21 protein-coding genes are annotated in these 26,055 nt (G+C 38.8%); 6 read left to right on the top strand and 15 right to left on the bottom strand.

The annotated features are described in order from the left end of the window. Nucleotides 1–7 precede the first annotated feature (7 nt). From ACE1B6_RS01230 to miaA, 4 genes are all read right to left on the bottom strand, one after another. On the bottom strand, nt 8–2,002 hold the full coding sequence (locus tag ACE1B6_RS01230) for a tetratricopeptide repeat protein (protein WP_413255412.1): 1,995 nt from the start codon (nt 2,000–2,002) through the stop codon (nt 8–10). A 290-nt stretch (nt 2,003–2,292) separates the two neighbouring features. Continuing rightward, a complete protein-coding gene (locus tag ACE1B6_RS01225) occupies nt 2,293–2,985 on the bottom strand; it encodes a carbonic anhydrase (RefSeq protein ID WP_413255411.1) in 693 nt (230 codons plus the stop codon). A 45-nt stretch (nt 2,986–3,030) separates the two neighbouring features. Next, complete coding sequence (locus tag ACE1B6_RS01220) at nt 3,031–5,295, bottom strand: O-linked N-acetylglucosamine transferase, SPINDLY family protein (protein ID WP_413255410.1); 2,265 nt, start codon at nt 5,293–5,295, stop codon at nt 3,031–3,033. A 198-nt stretch (nt 5,296–5,493) separates the two neighbouring features. Next, nucleotides 5,494–6,411 carry a tRNA (adenosine(37)-N6)-dimethylallyltransferase MiaA gene (miaA, locus tag ACE1B6_RS01215; RefSeq protein ID WP_413255409.1) on the bottom strand — a complete coding sequence of 306 codons (918 nt, stop codon included), beginning with the start codon at nt 6,409–6,411 and terminating at the stop codon, nt 5,494–5,496. Nucleotides 6,412–6,605: 194 nt separating this feature from the next. Between miaA and gyrB the strand changes: the two genes are divergently transcribed. From gyrB to ACE1B6_RS01195, 4 genes are all read left to right on the top strand, one after another. After that, complete coding sequence (gyrB, locus tag ACE1B6_RS01210) at nt 6,606–8,543, top strand: DNA topoisomerase (ATP-hydrolyzing) subunit B (RefSeq protein WP_413255408.1); 1,938 nt, start codon at nt 6,606–6,608, stop codon at nt 8,541–8,543. 282 nt (nt 8,544–8,825) lie between these two features. Continuing rightward, the gene (gene pta, locus ACE1B6_RS01205; RefSeq protein WP_413255407.1) at nt 8,826–10,916 is read left to right on the top strand and encodes a phosphate acetyltransferase; all 2,091 of its coding nucleotides are present in this window, start codon (nt 8,826–8,828) and stop codon (nt 10,914–10,916) included. A 157-nt stretch (nt 10,917–11,073) separates the two neighbouring features. Beyond that, nucleotides 11,074–11,865 (top strand): DUF3891 family protein, encoded by a 792-nt coding sequence (locus ACE1B6_RS01200; RefSeq protein WP_413255406.1) that lies wholly within the window; start codon nt 11,074–11,076, stop codon nt 11,863–11,865. A gap of 122 nt (nt 11,866–11,987) precedes the next feature. Beyond that, the gene (locus tag ACE1B6_RS01195) at nt 11,988–13,082 is read left to right on the top strand and encodes a DUF362 domain-containing protein (protein ID WP_413255405.1); all 1,095 of its coding nucleotides are present in this window, start codon (nt 11,988–11,990) and stop codon (nt 13,080–13,082) included. Between the two features lie 2 nt (nt 13,083–13,084). Here ACE1B6_RS01195 and ACE1B6_RS01190 read toward each other — a convergent pair whose 3' ends face one another. From ACE1B6_RS01190 to ACE1B6_RS01180, 3 genes are read right to left on the bottom strand one after another with little or no spacing between them, the layout of a single operon-like run. Continuing rightward, nucleotides 13,085–13,459, bottom strand: a complete 375-nt coding sequence (locus ACE1B6_RS01190) for a type II toxin-antitoxin system PemK/MazF family toxin (protein ID WP_413255404.1) — start codon at nt 13,457–13,459, stop codon at nt 13,085–13,087. Next, nucleotides 13,453–13,683, bottom strand: coding sequence for a DUF2281 domain-containing protein (locus ACE1B6_RS01185; RefSeq protein WP_413255403.1), 231 nt, complete (start codon nt 13,681–13,683; stop codon nt 13,453–13,455). Before ACE1B6_RS01185 ends, ACE1B6_RS01190 begins: the two co-directional genes overlap by 7 nt. 33 nt (nt 13,684–13,716) lie before the next feature. Then, nucleotides 13,717–14,631, bottom strand: coding sequence for a hypothetical protein (locus tag ACE1B6_RS01180; RefSeq protein ID WP_413255402.1), 915 nt, complete (start codon nt 14,629–14,631; stop codon nt 13,717–13,719). 95 nt (nt 14,632–14,726) lie between these two features. Between ACE1B6_RS01180 and ACE1B6_RS01175 the strand changes: the two genes are divergently transcribed. Together ACE1B6_RS01175 and ACE1B6_RS01170 are read left to right on the top strand one after the other, a co-directional pair. Continuing rightward, nucleotides 14,727–15,545 carry an HNH endonuclease gene (locus ACE1B6_RS01175; RefSeq protein WP_413255401.1) on the top strand — a complete coding sequence of 273 codons (819 nt, stop codon included), beginning with the start codon at nt 14,727–14,729 and terminating at the stop codon, nt 15,543–15,545. 31 nt (nt 15,546–15,576) lie between these two features. Then, nucleotides 15,577–18,273 (top strand): U32 family peptidase, encoded by a 2,697-nt coding sequence (locus ACE1B6_RS01170; RefSeq protein ID WP_413255400.1) that lies wholly within the window; start codon nt 15,577–15,579, stop codon nt 18,271–18,273. A gap of 71 nt (nt 18,274–18,344) precedes the next feature. Here the strand turns inward: ACE1B6_RS01170 and ACE1B6_RS01165 are convergent, their stop codons facing one another. The 8 genes from ACE1B6_RS01165 to ACE1B6_RS01130 form a co-directional block, all read right to left on the bottom strand. After that, nucleotides 18,345–19,484, bottom strand: a complete 1,140-nt coding sequence (locus tag ACE1B6_RS01165) for a DegT/DnrJ/EryC1/StrS family aminotransferase (protein ID WP_413255399.1) — start codon at nt 19,482–19,484, stop codon at nt 18,345–18,347. A gap of 17 nt (nt 19,485–19,501) precedes the next feature. Continuing rightward, complete coding sequence (locus ACE1B6_RS01160) at nt 19,502–20,278, bottom strand: class I SAM-dependent methyltransferase (protein ID WP_413255398.1); 777 nt, start codon at nt 20,276–20,278, stop codon at nt 19,502–19,504. 102 nt (nt 20,279–20,380) lie between these two features. Beyond that, a complete protein-coding gene (locus ACE1B6_RS01155; protein ID WP_413255397.1) occupies nt 20,381–21,463 on the bottom strand; it encodes a 7-cyano-7-deazaguanine synthase in 1,083 nt (360 codons plus the stop codon). A 130-nt stretch (nt 21,464–21,593) separates the two neighbouring features. Beyond that, the gene (locus tag ACE1B6_RS01150) at nt 21,594–22,658 is read right to left on the bottom strand and encodes a GNAT family N-acetyltransferase (RefSeq protein ID WP_413255396.1); all 1,065 of its coding nucleotides are present in this window, start codon (nt 22,656–22,658) and stop codon (nt 21,594–21,596) included. Between the two features lie 4 nt (nt 22,659–22,662). After that, nucleotides 22,663–23,331, bottom strand: coding sequence for a PIG-L deacetylase family protein (locus ACE1B6_RS01145; RefSeq protein WP_413255395.1), 669 nt, complete (start codon nt 23,329–23,331; stop codon nt 22,663–22,665). Nucleotides 23,332–23,343: 12 nt separating this feature from the next. Then, complete coding sequence (locus tag ACE1B6_RS01140) at nt 23,344–24,039, bottom strand: WbqC family protein (RefSeq protein WP_413255394.1); 696 nt, start codon at nt 24,037–24,039, stop codon at nt 23,344–23,346. Between the two features lie 89 nt (nt 24,040–24,128). Next, on the bottom strand, nt 24,129–24,806 hold the full coding sequence (locus tag ACE1B6_RS01135) for a sugar transferase (protein ID WP_413255393.1): 678 nt from the start codon (nt 24,804–24,806) through the stop codon (nt 24,129–24,131). 37 nt (nt 24,807–24,843) lie between these two features. After that, a complete protein-coding gene (locus ACE1B6_RS01130) occupies nt 24,844–26,034 on the bottom strand; it encodes a glycosyltransferase family 4 protein (protein ID WP_413255392.1) in 1,191 nt (396 codons plus the stop codon). Between the last annotated feature and the right edge of the window lie 21 nt (nt 26,035–26,055).

The raw sequence follows: 26,055 nt of genomic DNA, 5'->3' as shown, positions 1-26,055 counted from the left end.
TGTAAATTTAAGGTTTTAATCTACGTTGCAGGCGCTTGCGTTTGGCAATTGCTTCTTGATTAGCGGGCCAAATTTGGATAGCTTTATTATATGCTTCGATCGCTTCGGAGAATTTTTGCTGTTTTTCTAAAACTAGTCCGCGTTGATACCAAGCTTCGGCATAATCTGGTTTAATTTGAATAGCTTTATCTAAAGAAGCGATCGCCTCTTCTTGATTATTGATTTCTGACAAAATTACTCCTCGCTGATACCAAGCTTCAGCATAATCTTGCTTAATTTGGATGGCTTTATCTAAAGAGGCGATCGCTTCTTCATATCTCTTCAATTCTCCTAAAATATCGCCTCTTTTTTGCCAAGCCTCAGCTGATTCTGAATTAATTTCCAAAGCTTTACTTAAGGAAACTAATGCTTCTTCATTTTGCTTCAATTCTGCTAGTGCTGAACTATGTTCTAGCCAAGCTTCTACATAATTAATATCAATTTCTAAGGCTTTATTTAATGCTGCCAATGCTTTTTTAGGCTGTTTCATTTGATTAAAAACCACACCTAGTTTATACCAAGAATCGCTATAATCAGGTTTAATTTCTGTGGCTTTACTTAAAGAAATATAAGCTTCTTTATATTTTTTCTCTTGGATTTGGATTTCTCCCAGTTTGTACCAAGCTTCTGCATAATTAGGTTGAATTTCGATCGCTTTAGTTAAAGAGTCTTGTGCTAGTTCGTAGCGATTTAAATTTTCTAACGCTAAACCTCTTTCATACCAAGCTTGAGAATACTCTGATTGAATTTTCAAAGCTTCTTCATAAGATTTTTGTGCTTCCTCATACTTCTGTAATTCCTTCAATGCTTGACCCCGCTTTAGCCAAACTTCGGGATATCTAGGGTCGATTTCTAATGCTCGATCTAAAATACTAATTGCCTCTTCGTAACGCTGTAATTTTATTAAAGTTTTTCCTTGTTCTAGGAGTTTTACAGCTTGATTATTTGGCGAGATCAATGCAGTTGGAACGTTTGTTTCTGGTGGGAGTATTGATTTTTTATTGTGCAGAGAACTCCAAATTTTGGCAAAACCAAAGCTGAAACCTACTGTCAGCAAAATAATCAATAAATAAAAGTATTTTTTGAAATAAATCGGTCGATCTTCTGCCGACATTAATATTTGTGTGGCACAACCAGTGTAGTTCTTTAATTTCTCTAAATCGATAAGTATTTCTTGAACCGATTGATAGCGATCTCTAAAATGCGATCGCACCATTTTTTCTAAAATTGCTGCTAATTCTTTACTGATTGATGCGTGTTCGCGCCAAATGATTTCCCCAGTTTCCCCATCTTCTTCAAATTCTTCTGGCGAGATTCCAGTTAATAATTGAATAGCTGTTATTCCCACTGCATAAATATCACTATTAAACCTGGGTTTCCCTTTTAATTGTTCAGTTGGCATATATCCAGAGGAACCAATTAAAATTGTTCCGGTCATTTGTTCTTCAGAATGCAATACCAAACTTCTAAGTTCCTTAACTGCTCCAAAGTCAATTAAAATTATTTTGCCATCTTTGGGTCGTCTAATTAAATTTGAAGGTTTAATATCTCGATGAATTACATCTTGTTGATGTACAAAAGCTAAAGTTTGCAAAACATCTTGCAAAAAAACAATTAATTGAGATTCATTCAATGTTTTACCTGTAAGTAATTCTTGAGCAAAATCTTCTCCCTCAATATATTCTTGTACCAAATAAAATTCTTGGTTTTCTTCAAAATGTGCATAAAGTTGGGGAATTTGCTCGTGTTTTCCTAAGCGATAAAGAACTTGCGCTTCTGTGTTGAACAAACGCCTGACAGTTTGTAAAATAGAGGGATCTGAATCTTTGGATTTTAATTGCTTAACCACACAAAGAGGTTGACCTGGGAGATCGAGATCCTTGGCCACAAATGTTGTCGAAAATCCGCCGCTTCCCAACTGGCGAATAATTTGGTATCGTCCACGCAGCGTTTTTCCAAGCATTATATCACTGTCATCTAGTAGCATTGGGACTGCATTCTTACACTGATTTTGACACATAGCGATACCATCTTCAGCGCAACCATCTGGGTAAAGATTGTTTTTGTTTATAGTCAGGTCAGGCTCGTCTATGAAAACACCACTCGATAAAGATTCGTGCTTAACTATGATTTCTTTAACGTTTAGGAAAGAATTGATTAGCAAAAAAAATTTCTCCTAGAGTACAGTCGAGCAACTTTTCAGCTTAACTATATGAAACAAGATTAATACTACTACTTGTTGGTCTCATTTTATTAGATGATACTAACTCCCGGAGTACCAAGTTCAGTCTCTTCTCCAGAATTTTCTGGAAATGAAAGTTCTATATCATCATGTTTTGCTTGAATATTACATCTTTCCATGCTATAAACAAAAACTCCACCAGTTTCAATTTTATATACCCAGCCGTAAATGTTCAGTTCGCCTCTATGAAGTTTGGAATGAATCACTGGATAGGTGCGTAAATTTTCTATTTGAGTGAATACATTCTCCTCAATTGTAGCATCCAAGAGTTCCTTACCCTGGTAGTTCTGATAATTTTCTTTAATCAATCTCCGAGTAGCTTCAGCGTGTTTCAACCAATCATAAACTAATGGCATTTCTTCAGCTAGCTTACCTATTTGCAGTAAGCCTTTCATGGCTCCACAATTAGAATGACCGCAGACGATAATTTGTTTAATTCCTAAAGCTACTACAGCATATTCTATTGCTGCTCCTTCTCCACCATTAGCTGCACGATACGGAGGAATGATGTTACCTGCGTTTCTAATAATAAATAGTTCGCCTGGTTCGGTTTGAGTCAACAAATTTGGATCGATACGGGAGTCAGAACAGGTAATAAACAAAGCTCTTGGATGCTGTTCGTCAGAGAGTTTCTCGAATAATTCTCGGTGGCTGGTAAAGTAGTTTGATTGAAATTCTCGCAAACCTCTGATTAGTTTTCGCATAAGTTACAACTCATTTTTTGTTGTTATTAGCAGTTTTTAATATAGCTAATATTTGTTTGAGTAAAAAGTATTCTGCTGTACAACTTGAGTATAAAATTCTTCTAATGCTTGAACACAAACTTGGTCATCAAAAAGCAGATTTTGATTTGCTTTAATTCGTGCAACTACTTGCTGTCGCCACTGAGAATTTAAACCGAGTTTAACAGCAATTTCGATGTATTCTGCTTCAGTTTGAGCGATCGTCTCTGTGACTCCAATCATTTTTAAAAAGCTATCCGCATGACGACCCCGCATAAATTCACCTGGCTGGGTGACAATGGGTAAATTACACGCGATCGCTTCTAAAGAAGTATTTCCTCCCGACCAACCGATCGTGTCTAAAAAAACATCCGAAAGTAAATTTATCATTAAATAATCTGGTCGAGTCGGAATCTTCAGAAATAGACAATAATCTTCATAATTTAAACTTACTTGAGCAAAAGCACGTTCCAACCGTTTTTTCAATAACTCCCCTCGCAAAAAAATAAACTTAGCTTGGGGAACAAGACGCGCAATTTCAGGGAAAATATAGTCATGTTGCGGCAAATATTTAAAAGGTGCTTGGCAACATAAATATAATACATCATTATCAGATAATCCGAAATCTGCTCTAGTTTTTGTCAGTGCGGGAATATCTTGGGGTTTTGGATATGATACACCAATATTCGGCAACAAAATTAGATTTTCTGAATAATGAAGTTGAGCATTTTCTGGTTCCATCAATTGACTAGATAAAAAATAGTCAATTGTGGGTATTCCCGAAGTAACTGGATGTCCCCAAGCTGTACATTGCACAGGTGCTAACCGCAAGCCAGCCATAATAACTGTTTGCGAGTCCATGCCAATTTCAGGAAACACCAAAATGTGTAATTTATCAGAGATTACTTGTTCGCAAACTGCTGTTAAGTTACCGGGAATTTGGTAAAACTTATCACTGAAATCATAAAATTGCTTAGTGACATAATCAGGATCGTTTCCTGTGTAATAACAATAAATTTCAAAGTTTTCTTTGTCACAATTTTTCAACCAACCAGTTAACCACAAAGTCCCACTATAAGAATGTAAATAATTGGAAACATAACCAACTCTAATTTTTCCGTTTTCTGTCAATTGTGGCATGGCTAAAGGTTCCACCCACTGAGGATAATTCGCTGCGACAATTTGATGGATTAAATTACCCCATTGTCGCTGTAAGTCTAAAACATTTAATCCTTGATGACCTAAATAAAAGGTGGTGATACAAATAAAACCTTTCAAAGCATTCTGTCGATCTTCTGTAGTTTCTAAGCTTGTTTCTTGAATTAAAGTTTCCATTCCTTCAGTAAAGTTTTGCCGATAATACTTAATTTCCTCGGCGGTATCGTAGACTAAAGGTAACATTAATTTGCTGAGAATTTGGAAAGTATAATTCTTAGGGAAAAGCTGAGTTGCCGCTTCGGTACAAGCAATTGCTTCTTGAGTTTTTCCTTTGGTTTGCAAATATGTAATTAGGGCAAAATGTAGTCGATCTGCTGTAGGATAAAGGCGAATTCCTTCTTCTAATGTATGAATAACTTCTGTGGTGCGATCGAGATTTTTATAACATTCACTAATAGCCAAATAAACGGTTGCGTCTCTAGTGCGAGTAGCTAAAAATTCTTGGTATTTAGCGATCGCCTCTTCATACCTTCCCTCTTGATAAAGCTGATTAGCAATTTCTCGAATATAAGCCGGACTATTTCGCAGATTTACAGCGATTTCTAAATTGTATAAAATATCAGAATTTTCGGGATTAAACTTTAATGCAGCTTGATATACCTCAATAGCTAAATCAACTTGATTTTGTTGCAGTAATAAATTTCCTAAATTAATATAACTGCCAAAATGTTGAGGATTAGCCGCTATTGCTTGGCGGAAAATCGCTTCAGCTTCGGGAATTTTTCCGGTTTCTAAGAGGAGATTTCCTAAGTTATTGTAAGCATCTGTTAAAGTGGGATCTATGGCGATCGCATCTTCATAAGCTGAGATGGCTTCAGTGATATTTTGCGTTTGTTCCAAACAATAACCAAGGGCATAATAGCTTTGGGAATTTACCGGATCTAGTTCTAGAGATTTGGCGATCGCTGCTTGCGCTTCTAGATAATTTTCAGTTTGATAGTAAAGTATCCCTAAGTTTAACCAAGCCTCAGCACGATCGCTATTTCCTGCTAAATACTCTCTATACTTTGACTCAGCTGCGGTAAATTGCTGTTGCTGATGTAAGGTTAAGGCTTCTTGATAAATGCTATCCATGATGTTTACTCTTTAGTTTAGCTATTCAATAATAATTTTACCAATTATTATTGAATAGCTAAACTAAAAGGGGGAACAAGAATTCAAACTCCCCCTTAGTAAGGGGGATTTAGGGAGATCTACAATATTGAAGCTCACAGTTATTTAACGTAACTCAAAGTCCCCCTTGGTAAGGGGGATTTAGGGGGATCTTCATATTTATTGAACTTTAACAAACTCCTGTATTCGCCACCAAACCTTTTCTAATAAATCAGAATCGTTAGCATTAAACCATTCAATCTCAGGATAACCTCTAAACCAAGTGCGTTGACGTTTAGCAAATTGTCGCGTATGCAAAACCGTTAATTCTTTCGCTTGTTCTAAACTAATTTCTCCGGCTAAATACTGCTTAATTTCCGCATATCCCAAAGTATTCAACAAAGGTAAATCAGCACCATATTTTTCACACAAACTTTCTACTTCAGCTACCAAACCATCAGCGATCATTTTTTCAGTACGTCGCGCAATGCGTTTTTGCAAATCTTCTGAATTACAATCTAAACCAATCTGCAAAATGGGATAACTTGGAGGATTTTCGCCTTGTTGTTGGGAAATTGGTTTGCCAGTGACGTAAAATACTTCTAATGCTCGTAAAGTTCGCACTAAATCATTCGGGTGAATTTTTTCAGCAGCCGCACGATCGACCTGTTGCAAAAAAGCGTAAAGTTGAATTTGTCCGAGGTTTTCTAATTGCGATCGCAAATCCAATTGTGGCGCAACTCGCGGAATTTTCAAACCCTGCACCACAGAACGAATGTATAAACCCGTACCACCAACTAACAATGGCACACTTCCTGCTTCCTGCTGTTCACTAATCAATGCTTGAGCTTGTTCCTGATAATCTGCCACAGTTAATGTCTCCCATGGGAGACAAAAATCGATTAAATAATGTCGCACCAACTGTTGCTCAAACAAAGAAGGCTTAGCCGTACCAATGTCGAATTCGCGGTACACTTGACGAGAGTCCGCACTAATAATTGCTGAATTTAGCCGTTGCGCCAAAGTCAAAGCTAGCCCGGATTTCCCCGTCGCCGTTGCGCCACAAATAGTAATTAAAGCTGGTTGGTAATCAGTCATTACGATTTTAGATTTTCGATTGGATTTACTTTCACCTGCCAAGCAGTTCCTTAGAGAGGAGTCAATCCCCTAAATAAATTTTTCACCTATTTGGTCTACAGTCGCCATTAACCCTTTTGTGCTAAAATTTTGGAGTGTTTTTTCCCTTTTGGGTCATTAGACGGCTCAAGGCCATTATTGGAGAAATCCTTATTATGACAAGCAGTTACAGCGCCGAGCAGATTCAAGTTCTGGAAGGACTGGAACCGGTACGCAAAAGACCGGGAATGTACATTGGGTCAACGGGGCCAAGGGGACTCCATCATTTAGTTTACGAGGTAGTAGACAACTCCATAGATGAGGCGCTGGCTGGCTATTGCACTCATATTGAAATTGACCTGAACGCCGACGGTTCAGTGACAGTGACAGACGACGGGCGGGGTATTCCCACAGATATCCATCCTCGCACAGGCAAGTCAGCCCTAGAAACGGTTTTAACAGTTCTCCACGCCGGAGGCAAATTTGGTGGTGGCGGTTACAAAGTTTCTGGAGGACTACACGGCGTTGGTGTTTCAGTAGTTAACGCTTTGTCCGAGTACTTAGAAGTTACCGTATGGCGGGACCAAAAAGTACATAAACAACGCTTTGAACGTGGTGCTCCTGTTACCGAATTACAGGTTGAACCAATTACAGATAATCGCACTGGAACTTCCGTTACTTTCAGTCCCGATACGCAAATTTTCACCTCTGGAACAGAGTTTGATTATACAACTTTAGCTGGTCGGTTGCGCGAATTAGCATACCTAAATGCTGGGGTAAAAATTACCTTTACTGACAACCGTTTAGAATTACTAAAAAGCGGTGTTCCCAAAGTAGAAAGCTACGAATACAAAGGTGGAATTCGCGAATATGTTGCCTACATGAACCGCGAAAAACAAGCCTTGCATGAAGAGATTATTTTCGTGCAAGGAGAGCGAAATAATGTGCAATTAGAAGTAGCATTGCAATGGTGTACCGATGCTTACTCAGACAATCTTTTAGGCTTTGCGAATAACATCCGCACCATTGATGGTGGGACACATTTGGAAGGTTTGAAAGCGGTGTTGACGCGGACGTTAAATGCGATCGCCAGAAAACGCAATAAACTAAAAGAAGCTGATGCCAACCTCGCCGGAGAAAACATTCGCGAAGGTTTAACCGCAGTCATTTCCGTAAAAGTACCAGATCCCGAATTTGAAGGACAAACCAAAACCAAATTAGGCAACCCAGAAGTCCGGGGAATTGTTGAAGGTTTAGTCGGCGAAGCATTAACCGAGTATTTAGAATTTCGTCCCCCCGTAGCTGATGCAATTTTAGAAAAAGCAATTCAAGCCTTTAAAGCCGCCGAAGCTGCTAGACGTGCCCGCGATTTAGTCCGCCGCAAATCAGTTTTAGAATCCTCACCTTTACCCGGTAAATTAGCAGATTGTAGCTCCAGAGATCCCGCCGAATCTGAAATTTATATTGTAGAAGGCGACTCTGCGGGCGGAAGTGCAAAACAAGGAAGAGATAGACGTAATCAAGCCATCCTACCTTTGCGCGGAAAAATCCTCAACATTGAGAAAACCGACGATGCCAAAATCTACAAAAATACCGAAATTCAATCATTAATTACCGCTTTAGGTTTGGGTGTCAAAGGTGAAGAATTCGACTCTTCCCAATTGCGCTATCACCGCATAGTGATAATGACTGACGCTGACGTAGATGGGGCGCACATTCGCACGCTATTACTAACATTCTTCTACCGCTATCAACGGGCATTAATCGAACAAGGTTTCATCTATATTGCTTGTCCTCCATTGTATAAAGTTGAGCGCGGAAAGAATCATGATTATTGTTATAGCGATCGCGAATTACAAGAATTAATTCGTCAATTCCCCAGCAACGCTAAATACACAATTCAGCGTTTCAAAGGTTTAGGTGAAATGATGCCAACACAACTTTGGAATACCACCATGAACCCAGAAACTCGGACTTTGAAACAGGTGGAAATTGAAGATGCAGCGGAAGCCGATCGCATTTTTACCATTTTAATGGGCGATCGAGTTGCACCCAGACGGGAATTCATTGAAACCTATGGACCCAAATTGAACCTCACTGATTTGGATATTTAGTGGATATTTAGATCTCCCCTAACCCCCATTAACAAAGGGGGAACCGAATTCAAAGTCCCCCTTAACAAGGGGGATTTAGGGGGAGCAAAATTCCGAATTTTTTATTGAGATCTTAAATGATTAAATAAGTGCTAAGATTACTCTAATTGTTGGCTGGACAACACTTTATCAGGCTGGTAATTAATAAAATGCCTTCTGGTTCCTGAAAAAACCTGGATTTGCGATCGGGAATCGGGACTAACCACTAAAAAAGATCAGAAGATAGTTATTAAATAAAGCCAAATGAGCCAAAATTTATATATCGCAGCAATTGAAGCAGGCAGTGGTAAATCACTTGTCCTCCTGGGACTGATGGAATTGTTATCAAAGCGTATCCGTAAACTCGGTTTTTTTCGTCCCGTTATTCATGCTGGGCAAAAGCAAGATAACGATATTAACTTAATCCGTCAGCGTTACCATCTCGAAATTGATTACGAGTCGCAGTACGGAATCACACATGAACAAGCCCAAGATTTAGTTGCTGATGGACATTACGACGAACTGATCAAACAGGTAATTGAAAAATACAAAGGTTTAGAGAAAACTTGTGATTTTATCCTCTGTGAAGGGATTGATTCTACTGAAATCGATCCGGCATTTGTGGATAATTTCGATACCAGAATAGCCAATCATTTAGCCGCCCCAATTTTAATTGTGGCAAATGGGCAAGGTAAAACTCCCGAAGAAGTAGTGAATGCAGTTCGCACAGAACGGGAAGCTTTCATAGAAGAAGGATGTACAATTGCCGCTACAATGGTCAATTTAGTCGCTCCCGATCAGTTAGAAACTGTTACCCAAAAGTTAGAAAATCTCTGGACTTATGAAGACCCAGTGTTTGTTTTACCAGAGAAAGAAAGTCTAGGAAAACCAACAGTTAGAGAAGTTGCCCAAGCAATTAATGGCAAATTGGTACATGGGGCAGAAAATCAACTAAATCGGGAAGTTTTAAGTTATAAAGTAGCAGCAATGCAATTACCCAATTTTCTCGATCATCTGCGTGAAGGTGGGTTGATTATTACTGCTGGCGATCGGGCTGATATAATATTAGGATGTTTAGCTGCTACCTTCTCAGTAAATTATCCCAAAATTGCCGGAATGATCTTAACTGGTGGGCTAGATATGGCTCCCCAAGTAAAGAGTTTATTACAAGGTTTCCGCAAATTTAACGCCCCAATTTTTTGCGTAGAAACTGATACTTACGAAACCGCAAGACTAGTTAGTTTAGTTCATGCGGAAATCACTCCAGATAACCAAAGAAAAATCGCTTCTGCTTTGGGATTATTTGAATCCCATGTGGATGTAATCAAACTAGAAAAACGGATTTCTGTAACTCGTTCTAGTCGAACAACACCGTTAATGTTTGAATATGAATTAATTGAAAGAGCAAAAGCGAAAAAGCAACATATTGTATTTCCCGAAGGTGCAGACGAACGAATTTTACGCGCCGTAGAAATCCTCTTACGTCGTCGCGTTGTCGATGTTACTCTATTAGGACATGAACAGGAAATTAGAGAGAAAATCTCCTTTTTAGGGTTAAATTTAAATTCCGTAAATATCCTCGATCCCTTACAGTCTGAATGGCAAGATGATTACGCTCACACTTATTTGGAGTTGCGAAAACACAAAGGAATAACAGAAGAATTCGCCAGAGATGCCATGCACGATTTTAGTTATTTTGGCACAATGATGGTGTACAAAGGAGCCGCCGATGGCATGGTATCTGGCGCTGTTCACACAACTGCCCATACGATTCGTCCTGCATTAGAATTTATTCGGACTGTTCCGGGTTGCTCGATCGTTTCTAGCGTATTTTTAATGTGTTTAGCCGACCAAGTTTTAGTATACGGAGATTGTGCTGTAAATCCCAATCCTTCGCCCGAACAATTAGCAGATATTGCCATTAGTTCCGCCACTACAGCCACAACTTTTGGCATTGAACCTTTTGTCGCCATGTTATCTTATTCTACAGGTGATTCTGGTTACGGAGCCGATGTAGATAAAGTCAAACAAGCTACTTGTATTGCTAGGGAAAAACGCCCCGATTTAAAAATAGAAGGACCGATTCAATATGATGCAGCAATTGACAGTTCAGTAGCGAAAACTAAACTTCCAGGTAGTGAAGTTGCCGGACACGCAACTGTCTTTATTTTCCCCGATTTAAACACCGGAAATAACACTTATAAAGCGGTACAACGATCGGCAAATGCAGTAGCGATCGGTCCAGTTTTACAAGGTCTAAAAAAACCCGTAAATGACTTAAGTCGCGGTTGTACAGTCACCGATATAGTCAACACAGTAGCAATCACCGCCATCCAAGCACAAACAACAATTTAGTCCGTTGTTCCTACTTCAGTGGGAAATCGCGCTAAAGCGCCTACTACGAACCCTGTCCGTTGTTCCCACTGAAGTGGGAATCGCGCTAAAGCGCCTACTACGAACCAAATTTCCCTAAAGTCGGTAGGATATTAATATGTACAAAATCGAGTAATTTATGCTACTGCGTTTATCATCGCCAGAAGAAGTAATTTGTATTACCCAACCGCATCATGCTTGGATTTCGGGACAATTAGCAAGAGTTTGGGGAAATGAAGAATTTGGGGAAGTTTCACCCAATCAAGAAGTTTGTTTAGCTGCGGAACAACATGATATTGGTTGGCTAATGTGGGAACAATTACCAACGTTAAATCCGCAAACAGGTTATCCTCATTCTTTCTCAGAATTAGCCACAAAAAATCATGTAAAAAATTGGTCAAATGCGCGAAATTTAGCACTACCTTTGGGTAGATATGTAGCATTACTTGTGTCGCTACATGGTACTCGTTTATATGAACGTTTTCGCAGTTGGGAAAATTCACCGGAAACAAAGGAATTAGTCTTAAATTTCCTTAAACATGAGTATGCTTTTCAGGAAGAGGTAATTAGTAAATTGCAAAACGACAATTATCATGCACCATACACTACACCAGAAGTAATTAAACGTAATCAAAAATTAGTAGCAGTTTGGGATGCACTTTCTTTAATTATTTGTCACGGGTTCACTGGTGAGAAAATAGTTGAAAATGTACCTACTGCTAATGGGGAAATTACGTTAACTTTAAAGAATAAAGAAAATCATCCTTTAGAAATATTTGTGTCTCCTTGGCCGTTTTGCGAAAGTCAGGTAAACTTAGTTTTTGAGGGGAGGTTGCTTCAGCAAACATTCACTGATGAAAGGGTAATGCAAGAAGCTTTAAGTCAGGCTCCGGGAGTAACAATTAATACTACTTTATTTCCGAAAAATTAAGAAGATTTTAACCACAGATATCCACAGATAAACACAGATAAACACAGATGTAATTGTTGGATTAGGAATGGGTGGTTATAATCTGATTTAGGGCAGATTTTTTCGATCGCACTAAAAAAACCATGACTAATTCCAAACGTTTTTCTAAGTACAAAAGACGGCAAATTTTACGTTTTGCAGGGTTAGCAGCAGGCGCGTCAATGTTACCTGTCGCTTGTCGTGCAACTACTTCCCCAAATGCCGAAAATAGCGCCCCGAAACAACTTGCTACTCCCACAACTGAGTATAGTCCGATCGCCCAATCCACTCAACAAAATGTCAGTAAAGTTGTGTTAGTTCGCAGCGAAGATCGAGTTGCTGGGACTTTAAAAGCTTTAGATTTACTGCAACCTCAAGGAATTTCTGGGCAAACAATTTTCGTTAAACCTAATTATAATACAGCCGATCCTGCTCCGGCTGCTACTGATACGAAAATGTTAGAAGCTTTGGTGAAAGAGTTACAAAGTGCAGGGGGGAAACAGATTACGATTGGCGATCGATCCGGGATGGCAGAAACGCGCCCAGCAATGCAGCAAAAAGGCGTATTTCAATTAGCAGAACGCTATGGATTAAAAACCATAGTTTTTGATGAAATGTCTGCCGCAGATTGGCAGAATTTCCCCGCCAAAGGTACCCATTGGAAACAGGGATTTGCTTTTGCCCGTCCGATTTTAAATTCCGGGGCAATTATTAATACTTGTTGTTTAAAAACCCATCGTTTTGGCGGTCATTTTACCTTATCATTAAAGAACACTGTCGGCATGGTTGCCAAATATGTTCCGGGCAATTCTTACAATTACATGAGCGAATTGCATAGTTCTCCTCATCAAAGATTAATGATAGCAGAAATTAACAAAGCTTACCAACCAAAACTAGTTTTACTCGATGGTGTAGAAGCCCTTGTCAATGGGGGGCCGGATAAAGGAAAATTAGTTAAATCGGGGGTGATTTTGGCAGGGACCGATCGAGTAGCCGTTGATGTAGTTGCAGTGGGGATTTTGCGAAATCTAGGCACAACCGAAGCAGTTTCTCGCGGTTCCGTTTGGCAATTAGAACAAATTAAAAGAGCAGTAGAATTAGGTTTAGGTGCGGGAAATTCCGAGCAAATCGAAATTATTACAGCTGATAATTCCAGTCAGAAAATGGCTGATGAAATTCGGAAATTGATAGTAGCTTAGAACTATTCTTGACTCTCGCCATTATTTGAAATCGGTAAGCCAAGGATAGTAGATAAAGCTTTCACTACTTCCTCCATATAATTATCATCCAAATGTCCAATAACTCTGATTATTCTGGATTTATCAATAACTCGAATTTGTTCGCAAAGCAGAACAGAGTCTTGAGTTAGACTCCCTGTTCCAACTGGAACAAATACATGAGAGGGTAAGATAGCACGTCGAATTTGAGAGGTAAATGGTGCAATAATTGTATGAGGACTGACAGCATTAGCGCGATCGATTTGTAGAACTAAAGCAGGTCTAATTCCCGCTTGCTCTGTTCCTACAACGGGATTTAAGTCGCAAAGAACTACATCTCCTCTTGTAATTGTTACCACTGAATTTCTCCACGAGCCAAGCGATTTTCATAATCTTCCAAATTAGCAAGATAATCAGAAAAATCTGATTCAGAAATTTTTTTAGATTCAATGTACTCAAGCCATAATTGCCATTGATCTTCGCTGCGCTTTAGCAACAGGAAGTCTATAAAATTACTGACTTCTTGAACTAGAGATTCAGGCATTTGATGAATTTTCGCGATCGCTTGTTCTTTAATACTCATAAACCTAAAACCAGTAGTGATAATTCCATAATTTCATCTGCCAAACCTAGCAAGCAAGTCCTCACGGGATAATTGCAGTAATAAAATAGTAAATTCTTCCGGTGGTAACTCCAACAAAGGTTCAATGATTCCTGAAAGTTGCTCATCGATTAAACCAAATCGAAATCGCAACAAATTTGCTATATTGGCGCGACGTTCGATGATAATTCCTTGCTGAATTCCGCTTTCCTGTCCTCTTCGTAAAGCTTCTTCTTCCCATTGTAAAACTAGTGGTGATAATTCCATTGCTAACTCCCGATCGCTCTCCTCTATATTTTGACTTACTTGTAATGTTGCTTGCAAATTCGCCAGCAATAAAAACACATTAGAACGCAAAGGGTGATTTACTGGAAGTCTGGCTATTTCGCTAATAGCTTGTTTTTGTGTTGTTCCTTTACCTAACATTCTCAACCAAAGGGTTTCTTCTGTAGTGGGTAATTGATGAATTACTACAATCCCACTTTTCAACCCTTCTCCTAAAAAATATACACCACTGGGCCAGTTATCCAAATCGGTTTCCGCTTTGAAACTATTTAACAGAGAAGTTGAGGCTGTCGGAGAAAGTATCCATAACCAAGGTAAGTTAGTTTCATCAATGCGATCGTTTTCCCGGTTAGCTTGACGTTGCAAATTGGCGTGGATATCAAATAGTTTACTCAGACATCCCCGAATTTGGCTGGCTGTAACAGCGTTGCGGAAAGGTTCAAAAATCGCCGCTTGGCTGGCAAATCTGCCTAAAAGTCCTAATACTTCGGCGTTTCCCCTTCTTTCTGCTGGGTGAGGCGTGAACCAAACATCAATTTCTCGCACTTCTCCCGCTACGTTGCGGCTGGTTTCTACTTCGCCAAGCGGGGTTAATAACTCTTTTAAAAAGTCTTTGGCAAATTGATCGTAAAGAAATCGAGTCATTTAGGGGGATTTTGTGCTAAACCCTGATTATATAGATTCATAACATCTTCTGAAGCATCCTACAAGCATTTAAGTAACTCAAAGTGTATCCAGCTATGAGAAACCCAACATCAGAAGAATACCAAAAAAAAGTTCTAGCTCGGATTTCTAAAAATTGTGTAAAATTCAAAGGAACTCGCTCTTTCTATCAATTCGGTCAAAAAACTTTTGTCCTACCTCGTTATTCTAAACTGTTAAAAAACAAAGATTACTTTTTTAGTATTCCTAAAAATGACTTTAAAAAGTTTGACCCTAAAGTGCTATTTATTTTATTTATATGCGGTTCAGAGGAAAGAGTTTTTGTATTACCTGCTAAACATTTAGAGTCATTACTTGACTGTAGTACAGCAACCGATGGAAGTTGGAAGCTGAACATAAAAGAGAAATCAAATTATTTTTACTTATGTAAATCGGGAGAAAATAAAACAAAAATATCAATATCAGAATATCTTAACAACTTTGGATTATTAAACGCAAGTAAGGATAATATATATTATGGTAATGATACAAAAAATCTGTATATTTGGGCAGAAGAAGTCACAGAAAATAACAAATATTATGAAGGAGCTACTACTCAAATTTGGGTTAATAGCTATGAACGTAATGATAAAGCACGTAAGAAATGCCTAGATCATCATGGTTTAAATTGTTGCATTTGCGGATTTAACTTTGAAAAAATTTATGGTGCAGTTGGCAAAGGTTTTATGCAGGTACATCATTTAAAACCTTTATCAGAGATCAAAGAAAAATATGAAGTAGATCCAATCAATGATTTACGTCCTGTATGCCCTAACTGCCATGCAATGATTCACAGACGTAATCCTCCTTACAGTATAGAAGAAATGCTAACCTTTTATAAAGGTTATAACAGTTAGAGCCTTCACCCATTACCTAAGATATTCCGCAATGAAAGCCGATCGCAAACCCCCCACCCAACCCACCACACCCAACATTAAAATCCCCGAACTACTCTCTCCCGCAGGTAATTGGGAATGCGCCAAAGCAGCGGTTGAAAATGGCGCAGATGCCATTTATTTTGGCTTAGAACAATTTAACGCCAGAATGCGGGCGCAAAACATCACCACAGCGGAATTGCCAAAATTAATGGCATATTTGCACCTACGAGGAGTCAAAGGTTACGTCACCCTCAACACCCTAATCTTTCCCCAAGAATTAACCCAAGCCGAACAATATCTTCGCACAATAATTGCGGCTGGAGTCGATGCAGTCATCGTTCAAGACATCGGAATTTGCCGTTTAATTCGCCACCTTTCCCCAGACTTTCCCATCCATGCTTCCACCCAAATGACTATTACCAGTACAGCGGGAATAGAGTTTGCCAAAAACTTGGGTTGCGAATTAGTTGTCCTCGCCCGTGAATGTTCGATTCAAGAAATTGAAAAAATCCAAAAACAACTTCAAGAAAAACAAACTTCCCTCCCCTTAGAAGTTTTCGTACATGGCGCTTTATGTGTAGCTTATTCCGGTCAATGTTTGACTAGCGAAGCATTAGGAGGACGTTCCGCAAATCGGGGAGAATGCGCCCAAGCTTGTCGAATGCCTTACGAATTAATTGCTGATGGTAAATTGGTAGATTTAGGCGATAAAAAATACCTATTAAGTCCCCAAGATTTAGCCGGATTAGATGTACTTCCCGAATTAGTAAAAGCGGGAGTAACTAGTTTAAAAATCGAAGGGAGATTGAAAGCCCCCGAATATGTCGCCAACGTCACTCGCGTTTATCGCCAAGCATTAGATCGCATCATCACCGAATTAGATCCCCCTAAATCCCCCTTAGTAAGGGGGACTTTGAATAGTGAATTAGATCCCCCTAAATCCCCCTTAGTAAGGGGGACTTTGAAGAGCGAAAATTTAAATCTTGTCCCCCCCTTATTAAGGGGGGTTAGGGGGGATCAAAATGTTATGAAGCAAGACCAAAAAACTAATATAAATAAGGTAGGAGATTCTAGCGATCGCTACAACCTAGAAATGGCATTTTCTCGCGGACTTTACACAGGTTGGTTCGAGGGAATTAACAACCAAGAATTAGTCCACGCCCGTTTCGGCAAAAAGCGAGGAGTTTACTTAGGCGAAGTAACCCGAATTTCTCAAGATAAAATATCCATCAAATTGCAAGCACCAATTAAACCCGGAGATGGTGTAGTTTTTGATAACGGACATCCCGAAAAACAGGAAGAAGGCGGGAGAATTTATGCCGTTGAAACTAAGGGAAAAGAGACAATTTTAACCTTTGGCAAACGTGACATTAACTTTCGCCGCATTCAAGTTGGTGACAAACTTTGGAAAACCTCCGATCCCGAATTAGATAAACAAATCCGCCAAACCTTTAGCGGCGAAAACCCACAATTTCAGCGCCCATTGAACTTAGAAATTCATGGCGAACTCAATCAATCTTTAATTGTCATTGCCACAGATGAATTAGGCAACATTGTCCAAGTAGAATCTGCCATTAACTTAGTAGAAGCACATACCAAACCTTTAACAACTGAACGGTTAAAGGAACAATTAGGCAGATTAGGCAATACACCTTTTTCCTTGGGAAATTTGACTAATCATCTGACTGGTGAATTGATGTTACCCGTAAGTGAGTTAAACCGTTTACGCCGAGAAATTGTCACTCAATTAGAAGAATTACGCCAACAACCAAAACGCTGGCAATTAAACTCAAATGCTAAACTTTCCGAGTTATTACCAACCAAAAAACCTTCATCTTTAACCAATTCCAACCTAATCGTTTTAGTCCGCAATATCGAACAATTACAAGCAGCATTAGAATCGGGCATTACTACAATATACTGCGAATTTGAAAACCCCAAAAACTATCAAACAGCAGTAAAAATTGTCAGAAAATTTCCCAATCTCCAATCCCCAATCCCCAGTCCCCAATCCCCCAAGATTTTTGTTGCACCGCCAAGAATCACTAAACCGGGAGAAAATTGGATTTTGCAGCAAGTTCGCGCCAGTGAAGCTGATGGTTATTTGGTGCGAAATTACGACCAATTAGAGTTTTTTGCTGAACAGGTTTGTATTGGTGATTTCTCTTTAAATGTTGCCAATGGTTTAACTGCTGATTACTTGAAAAATCGGTATAATTTAGCCAGGTTAACTGCTTCTTATGATTTAAACATTTCCCAATTGGAAGATTTAATCACTAGTTGTCCAACTGATTGGTTTGAGGTGACAATTCATCAATATATGCCAATGTTTCACATGGAACATTGTGTTTTTTGTGCTTTTCTTTCCGAGGGAACTGATTATACTAATTGCGATCGTCCTTGTGAAAAGTATGAAGTGAAATTGCGGGACAGAGTAGGAACGGAACACATTTTACAAGCTGATGCAGGTTGCCGCAATACTGTATTTAATGGCAAGGCGCAAACTGGGGCGGAATATGTGCAACGTTTAATTGAGTTAGGATTAAGAAATTTCCGCATGGAATTTGTCAATGAAACTCCTGAACAAGTAAGTCATATCATTTCCCTTTACCGTCAATTATTGCAAGGAGAAATTAAAGGTTCTCAACTTTGGCGAGAGTTACAATTACAAAATCAATTAGGAGTAACTAGAGGAACAATTAGATAATTAGGTACGTTGTTGCGCTTCAGCGGCAACTATCGCGCTGAAGCGCAACAACGTACTTTTAACTTCATTTTTTAATGTTTTACCTGTTGATGTATTTCTAATATTACTTTACTCACTCTGTCTAAATCTTCCCTGGTTAAATTAGAACCAGAAGGTAAACAAAGTCCATGATTAAATAATTCTTCGGCTACGGTACCGCCAAAATATTCACAACCAGAAAATACAGGTTGTAAATGCAAAGGTTTCCAAACTGGACGGGCTTCTATTTGCTCTTTGGAAAGTGTTAATCGAACTTGTTCTCTATCTGCACCGAAAGCTTCAGGATTGATAGTTAAACAAGTTAGCCAACGAGTAGAACGTCCAAATTCTGCTTCTGGCATAAATTCAATTCCAGGTAAGTTGCCTAAAGCTTGTTGGTAAACTGCAAAGTTATTTCTTCTCGCGTTTACTCTATCTTCTAAAACGCGCAATTGTCCGCGACCAATTCCTGCTAAAACATTACTTAAGCGATAATTATAACCTATTTCTGTATGTTGATAATGGGGAGCTTGATCGCGAGCTTGAGTAGCTAAAAACCGAGCTTTTTCTACTATTTTTGGATCTTCAGAAACGAGCATTCCGCCACCAGAAGTGGTGATAATTTTATTACCATTAAATGAGAAAATACCAATTCTACCAAAAGTACCAGGGGATTTGCCTTTATAAGTAGCACCAAGGGATTCGGCTGCGTCTTCAATTAAAGGAATTTCATAATGATTACAAGCTTCTAGAATAGGATTGATATCGGCACTTTGTCCATATAAATGTACGAGAATAACGGCTTTTGGTAGTTTGCCAATTTTCGCTTTTTTATCTAAGGTTTCCCGCAATAATTCGGGATTCATGTTCCAGGTGGTCCGATCGCTATCAATAAAAACAGGTTTTGCACCCAAATAAGTAATCGGACTAGCACTAGCAATAAAAGTGAGAGTCGAGCAAAAAACTTCATCTCCCCTTTGAATACCTGTTAATTGTAAAGCTAAATGCAAAGCAGCAGTACCAGAACTCAACGCCGCCGCATGAGAAGCACCCACTACCTCACAGAACTCTTGCTCGAAAGCATCAACATGAGGGCCAACAGGAGCGATCCAATTGGTATCAAATGCCTCTTGGACAAATTCTAATTCGCGATCGCCTATATGCGGCGTTGACAAAAGAATTGGTTTAGCCACTTTGAGAAATTATCAACTCATTTTCTACAAACAAAGTATAGCATCCCACTAATAGGTTCGTTAGCTAATGATGCAGGAAATTCGTGAATTCTATCTTGGCTGAGTTGGTAACGAGAACCATAAGCAACTACATGGAAATTCACATCTCTTAAAAGCTGATAAGCTTCTTGAAACTTGTACCAATAAACATGAGCTCCTTCATCAAACAGTGCTGCCAAGTTTGGTCGTTTCTCAAACTTCAGCCAAGGAAGATATTGAATTGAAAGATTTGATCCTCGTAGCTTTCTCAATAAGCGAATATACTCCACATAAGGGCGGTATAAAGCATTACTGATTCTGGCATCAAAACTGAGAAATGAAAATAAAGCTGTTCCCCCGACTTTAAGAATGCGGAAAGCTTCCTTTAAAGCTTTTAACCTTCCCAGTTCATCATCTATGGAAGAAATCATTTGACCTAAATACAAGACTTGCTCAAAGCTACAATCTTCATAACTTAATTGGGTGGCATCTTGAACCTGAAAATTAATATTGCCATCTACATCTCTCTGTTTTGCCACCTCAATAAATTCGGGTAAGTAATCAAAACCATAAAGAGAAGTAAAACCTAAATTGCTCATTTCTAACAACATTCTTCCTCCTCCTGTACCAGCCTCCAATGTTTTTTTATTCCGATCTAGATAGTTGGCAATCAAGTATTTTTCTTCAGGCAATAAACCGTTCCCATAGGCCCAACGCGCAAATTCTTGAGTTAAATAAACTTCTTTATTGTTGGAAGTTTTTTTGATACCGATCATAGTAAAACCTCACAAATAATTTTGTCATCAAGTAGTTTCAAGCCTTTTCATCAAAAAAATTCAAGCAACAACAGAATTATCTGTTGTTGCTGACAGTTTTATCTATCCTTGTTTGCCCAGGCCACTTTGAGTTTCCTGAAGCTTTTTGTTAACCATTTTTTGCAGAATATCCGTATTATCTTTGATATCTGCAAGTTGTGACTTTGCCTCCTCTTTATCGAGAAAACCTGAGATTACTTCCCTGGAGAGTAAATTTAGCTCTGGGTGATAACCTAATCTTTGGTATATAGGATATTCTATTAACCCTGGAATGACACAGTTAGTACTATTTCCGTGGATTTTTACCGTCTTCCAACCGATATCATCCAGCATTTTATACACATCCTTTTCCGTTAACTGCAAAGCAAATGGTAGGGAAAAGAATTGTAAATTTAGTTCAGATGCTTCATCTTTTACCCACCGTACAGAACGAACTTCCGGCTCAATCCAACGCCACCAGTTCCGTCCTAAAATCACCCGATTAATCCTCTGTTTTCCACAGTATTCCTGAATTTCCTTGTGGAACATTTCCCCACATTTATAACATGGATAGCCATTGGTAAAATTTTTATCCATCATATCTTTTACAAAAGGTGCAAGCTCTATGTTTAAAACAACGAGTTCTACACCTAATTTGTCACACAACTCTCGACCATTGTTGATAACTTGTTCGGGAATAAACCCATTTTGTACTAAGACAGCAACTACTTCTAAATGCAATTTCTTTTTCGCCCAATAAAGAGCCGCCGCGCTGTCTTTACCTCCAGAAAATGCTACTACTGCATCTATATTTACTCCTCTCTCTCGTGGAGTATTAACAAATGTTTCCAGTTCGCTTTGGAGAGTTTCTAACTTGAAATTCTTTTTGTAAGTCATGCACATATTACAAAGACCATCAGAGCCAATGTATATGTTCGGTATCCGCGTATCGAATAGACAATTGTTGCATTCTACAGGCTTTAGAAAGGGATTTTTGCCTGTGTTAACCCAAGTCTTAATCATATTTTGCCAATGTATCCGTCGCGCCCGAAAATTATAATTTTCTCGGTTAGCAGAGACATTGCATTTGTACGGTGAGTAATCTTCCCGTAAAAATTTAGGCAACAAAAACCCAAAATTGTTAAATAAAGAATTATTGGCTTTCATGGTTTGTTTCTCCATTTATTATTGGTTGATTATCCTCATTGCAAAACTTTGAAGACCTAGCAAAATAAATTAGGATCGTCGCCTAATTATCCGCAGGAGATCGGAAGTTATTTACTTTTGAATCAGAGCGTTACCTTGAGAGTCGATAAAGCGGGAAAAAGTCTTTTTCACAATCATTGCGATCTCCATATTTTTCCTCCCAAGCTTGAATAAGGTTTGTATATTTTTCTGGAGCGAGAATCATTCTATATGTAGAAAAATCAGATCTTAAATCAGAAAAACCAGATTTAAATTTAAACAAAGAATCAGCACGGGCACCCACTCCTCCACCTAAATGAAAAAATCGATTTCCATTTTCTTTAGCCCAACGTCGCACCGCATCAATTTCTAATTTAGAGGGTGCTAGAGAAAGATATTTGTCAAATGTTCCTGAAAGGTAGGTTTGTACAATGCCATTAATTGCCGTAAACAATAAACTGGAAGCAACTTCTCCTTCTGAGGATAAGATAGTGCAAAGATGAAGGCGATCGCCAAGAATAGAACGCAACTCCACAAAATAACTTTCGTCAAAGAAGTAAAACTCGCTAGCTGATACCCGCTGCATATTTGCCCGATAGATGGCAATAAATTTGTCAAAAAAGCTCCAATCATCAATCAGGGCTTGAAAACCCAATTTGGTCAACTTGTTAATATCTTTCCTGTGATCTTTTCTAGTTTGCGACCACATTTCTTCAATCGATAAAGACAAATCGATATATACAGTTTGACCATGTTTAATAACAGTTCCAAATTTAGCTAACACATCGAAATTTGGTGACAGTAAAGGATGTAAACGGAAGAACGCACTAATCATTCCAGATGCCGCTCCCATCTCTTTAAAAGACTTGAGAAAAATCTCTAAACTCGATGTATTATCAGGAGGAATTAACAGCGGTGTGGGATAGCCATAAGGAGTAGTCGCATCGTACCAATTATCAGGCGCTTCCAGGTTTTCGGGAATTTTTCGAGTTAATAAAGGAACCAAAAATTTAGCTTCATCTGCCTCTCCATAAAAGGCAATAGGCTGACTTTGTTCATATTTTGCTGATAAAGAAACGTACTCTGGTAGATGGTAAAAATCGTGCCAAGCAAATTCTAAGAAACGTTTCCATTTTGGATCGAGAGGCGAAATAAATTCTGACAACATCATTTCCATCCTTTTAAATAATTTCTCGCACCAGAACAAACGCCTCCGCAGCAAAACGTCCTACTGTACTTCCTCGTAACGTTGCCAAAGCTCTTAAAGTTTCTGGCGATCGCTCGTGAGGAAAAGGTTTAATTTGAGAAGCATAGATTTCCATCGCTTGAATTTTCATTTCTAAATAACTGGAAATATCTACAAAAACATTCGGAACAAAATTAGGAGTTAAATAAGGAGCATTCCAATTAGTTTCTGAAAGAGTTTCGTAAGCATAAATTTTTCTTGGTGCATTTATCCCATTGGGTCGCGCCGCCACTAAAGCTGATAAGAAAATTCTTTGATGGTCTACATGAAGATCGCCATTGAAAGGAATATAAAGAATTTCTGGCTGAATGTTGCGAAAAACTTCCAGCAATTTATGATTGATCTCTCGGTAAGGAACGCTGTCTAAATTTGCCGCAGGTAGAGGCAAAAATTGGGTTTCTTTCACACCAAGTAATTGATGAGCAACTAAGGCTTGTTCGCGAACAATTTGAGAAAGTTCTTCTGGGAAATCAGGTGGATAACCTTTAGTGGCGACGACTACATAAACTTCCGCACCTTCGGCAGCAAAACGAGCCATTGTTCCCCCAACTCCAAGCACTTCATCATCAGGATGAGGCGCTATTATTAAAATTTTCTTGTTCATAACTTGACTCACTTAATTCACTTCTAAAAATTTCCTGGTTTCTGGGCCACAACAGAATAAAGTATCGAGAATGGATAGGTTAGGTAAAAACCCCAATTCTGGAAATAGTTGATTGTAGGATGGTGAGTTAAACTCTTGCCAAATTACATTGATTCCAGCACCTTCAAAAAGTGATAAATCCATATATCCTTTACCACCAGAACCAGATAAATAAGTATCTGCGCCTACTGCTTTACAAGCATCGATCAAAAGGTCGCTTTTAGTTCCTTCTACTCCTAATTCCGACAAATAAACAATCTGCTTTTTAATGCCTAAAACCTCCATAATCCATTGAATTAAAACCATATTAAGTTCACAGAGATAATGCCATTCTTTTTCCAGTAATTCTTGAATTTCCCAGGCGTAATTATCAAAATAAGGAGCCGGGGAGTAGTTGGTAAGCAATGTTTTCCAATGCTTTCTTGCCCACGGAAGTTCCGAGTCAATTTGCACTGATTTGATATACTCTTCTTCTCTAGAAGATTGATGGAATACGGGAACTGTTAACCATTGTTCACCTTTGTTGGTTTTAATTTTGTTCCGGTGTTGAATACCGCGCCGCATAAATTGCACGCTATCCATCACTACAAAAATATCACCTTGGTTTAGTTTATGGAAAAAACCCAAATAAGGTAAATATTGAGGTTGATGAATCACTGCGATCGCCATATAACAATCCTCAATTAAATTCAGAAAAATCGCATCAACGTAAATAAGAAGTAGATGATTAGATGATTAATAAAATTAATTTATTCTAGCTATTCCCTGGTAGCGGGCAAATCATCTTTAGCATAGGCTCCTTCTTTAGTAAGAACTACGGGAATTGTCCGTGAAATAATCACTAAATCCCACCAAAAATTCCAATGATTGACATACCAAACATCGAGATCTAACCGTTCTTCTAAAGTGTTGAGTAGACCTCCTTCTACTGCCTCCCAAGCTGTAATACCTGGGTGAACTAAGAAGCGTTGTTTGTGCAAATCGGTGTAAGTTGGTAAACACTGAACTAACAGCGGTCGCGGCCCAACTAAACTCATTTCACCCCGTAAAACATTGAAGAGTTGCGGTAATTCATCAAGGTGATATTCGCGCAAGAATCGACCGACGGGAGTGACACGAGGATCGCCTTTAAAAGTATGAATTCCTGCACCTTGATAGATCGCACCATCAATCATAGTCCGAAATTTATAAATTTCAAAAGGTTTTGTTAGCTTACCCAACCTTTGTTGCCGAAATAAAATTGGTCCTGGGGAACTTAGGCGGATTGCTAAGGCAATTAAAGCCAAAACTGGAAGTAAAATTATGATACCCAGGCTGGCGATCGCCAAATCTAATAAACGTTTAAACACCAGATTTACGCGAAGTCCTGGTCGTTTTTTCAGATAAGTTTTTTCCAACTCTTGCCACTTTTCTTCTGTCCAAATCTCCGTTATCATTTGCTTCTCCTTAAGGAATAAATTTAAAAATAGGGAACTAAATTGGATTTACTGCTGGGTAATAATCTAAAAAATTAATACCTAATTTATGGTAGTATTCTTCAAGTCTTTGGAAGACAAATCGCTCGTCATATTCAGTTTCTACTCTTTGTCTTCCCGCTAGTCCGTAAGCTTTTCTCAAGTCGGCATTTGAAAGTAATTTGGCTAAAGCTTCGGCTAATTTTTCGCTATTTTGAGAGGGAACAATCAGACCTGTCTTCCCATTAATAACGGCTTCTCGGCATCCGCGAACATCTGTAGCAACAACGGGTAAATTCATCGCCATCGCTTCGAGAATTGAGCGAGGAAGTCCTTCATTATGGAAAGTTGGCAATACAAAAATATCTAAAAGTCCCAACAATTCTGCTATATCTTGACGCTGACCTGTCAGGGTAACGCGATCTTCAAGACCTAAGTTATGAATGTTATCAACTAACTCGGTTTGAAAAGGCTCTGGATCGCTGCTTAGTTGGGGGCCAATAATCAAAATATGTAAATTAGGAAACTGCGGCAGTAAAGAGGCAGCTGCTTCAATTAAGTAGGCACTCCCTTTTTTCCGAGTTAAACGTCCAACGGTACCGACGATAACATTAGCAGTTGTCGGAATATTTAAGGAGTCCCGTAATTGTTTTTGATTAGTGGGAAAGAGGCGATCGCGCTTGAATCGATCGATATCTATCCCATTTCCCAAATAAGCAATTTTTTCTGGTGAACAAAGACCCTTTTGTTTAGCGGTGGCAACATCTTCGTAATTTTGTGTCAGGATTAGGTCAGTGAATAAAGCCGCAAATTTTTCAATATGAAAATAAATGGCATACTCTAGGGGGGGAGATTGTTCGTAAAACGGAAAACCATGAGCCGTATAAACAATCCGTTGTACCCCAGCTAATTTAGCAGCAACACGGCCTAATACCGCAGCAATTGGAGTATGAACGTGAACAAGATCGTACTGTTCCCGCCACATTAATTTTACTAGATTTAAAATACTTTTGAGATTGGGCAACAATGAAATTCGACGGTCAATTTGGATCGGATGAATCACATAACCTTGTTGTTGGAGGCGCTCCGCTTCCACCCCAGGAGAACAGGCTATTTCCACCGATATGTTCCGAGATAGGAAATAGTCTATTTGAGGTTTTAAAAGTCCTTCAGCAGTTACGCTAAGGGCACAAATATGTAAAATTTTCATAACTAAATAACCTATTTTTTG

The organism is Floridaenema fluviatile BLCC-F154 (assembly GCF_041929135.1).
In the GTDB taxonomy this organism is placed as follows: Bacteria; Cyanobacteriota; Cyanobacteriia; order Cyanobacteriales; family Aerosakkonemataceae; genus Floridanema; species Floridanema fluviatile.
The sequence above is the reverse complement of the archived record's forward strand: the minus strand, read 5'-3'. Positions and strand labels throughout refer to the sequence as shown.

Bases quoted from the DNA above. Each gene is read 5' to 3' on its own strand.
- ACE1B6_RS01230 (WP_413255412.1), bottom strand. From the start codon at position 2,002: ATGCTTGGAAAAACGCTGCGTGGACGATACCAAATTATTCGCCAGTTG.
- ACE1B6_RS01225 (WP_413255411.1), bottom strand. From the start codon at position 2,985: ATGCGAAAACTAATCAGAGGTTTGCGAGAATTTCAATCAAACTACTTT.
- ACE1B6_RS01220 (WP_413255410.1), bottom strand. From the start codon at position 5,295: ATGGATAGCATTTATCAAGAAGCCTTAACCTTACATCAGCAACAGCAA.
- miaA (WP_413255409.1), bottom strand. From the start codon at position 6,411: ATGACTGATTACCAACCAGCTTTAATTACTATTTGTGGCGCAACGGCG.
- gyrB (WP_413255408.1), top strand. From the start codon at position 6,606: ATGACAAGCAGTTACAGCGCCGAGCAGATTCAAGTTCTGGAAGGACTG.
- pta (WP_413255407.1), top strand. From the start codon at position 8,826: ATGAGCCAAAATTTATATATCGCAGCAATTGAAGCAGGCAGTGGTAAA.
- ACE1B6_RS01200 (WP_413255406.1), top strand. From the start codon at position 11,074: ATGCTACTGCGTTTATCATCGCCAGAAGAAGTAATTTGTATTACCCAA.
- ACE1B6_RS01195 (WP_413255405.1), top strand. From the start codon at position 11,988: ATGACTAATTCCAAACGTTTTTCTAAGTACAAAAGACGGCAAATTTTA.
- ACE1B6_RS01185 (WP_413255403.1), bottom strand. From the start codon at position 13,683: ATGAGTATTAAAGAACAAGCGATCGCGAAAATTCATCAAATGCCTGAA.
- ACE1B6_RS01180 (WP_413255402.1), bottom strand. From the start codon at position 14,631: ATGACTCGATTTCTTTACGATCAATTTGCCAAAGACTTTTTAAAAGAG.
- ACE1B6_RS01175 (WP_413255401.1), top strand. From the start codon at position 14,727: ATGAGAAACCCAACATCAGAAGAATACCAAAAAAAAGTTCTAGCTCGG.
- ACE1B6_RS01170 (WP_413255400.1), top strand. From the start codon at position 15,577: ATGAAAGCCGATCGCAAACCCCCCACCCAACCCACCACACCCAACATT.
- ACE1B6_RS01160 (WP_413255398.1), bottom strand. From the start codon at position 20,278: ATGATCGGTATCAAAAAAACTTCCAACAATAAAGAAGTTTATTTAACT.
- ACE1B6_RS01155 (WP_413255397.1), bottom strand. From the start codon at position 21,463: ATGAAAGCCAATAATTCTTTATTTAACAATTTTGGGTTTTTGTTGCCT.
- ACE1B6_RS01150 (WP_413255396.1), bottom strand. From the start codon at position 22,658: ATGGAAATGATGTTGTCAGAATTTATTTCGCCTCTCGATCCAAAATGG.
- ACE1B6_RS01145 (WP_413255395.1), bottom strand. From the start codon at position 23,331: ATGAACAAGAAAATTTTAATAATAGCGCCTCATCCTGATGATGAAGTG.
- ACE1B6_RS01140 (WP_413255394.1), bottom strand. From the start codon at position 24,039: ATGGCGATCGCAGTGATTCATCAACCTCAATATTTACCTTATTTGGGT.
- ACE1B6_RS01135 (WP_413255393.1), bottom strand. From the start codon at position 24,806: ATGATAACGGAGATTTGGACAGAAGAAAAGTGGCAAGAGTTGGAAAAA.
- ACE1B6_RS01130 (WP_413255392.1), bottom strand. From the start codon at position 26,034: ATGAAAATTTTACATATTTGTGCCCTTAGCGTAACTGCTGAAGGACTT.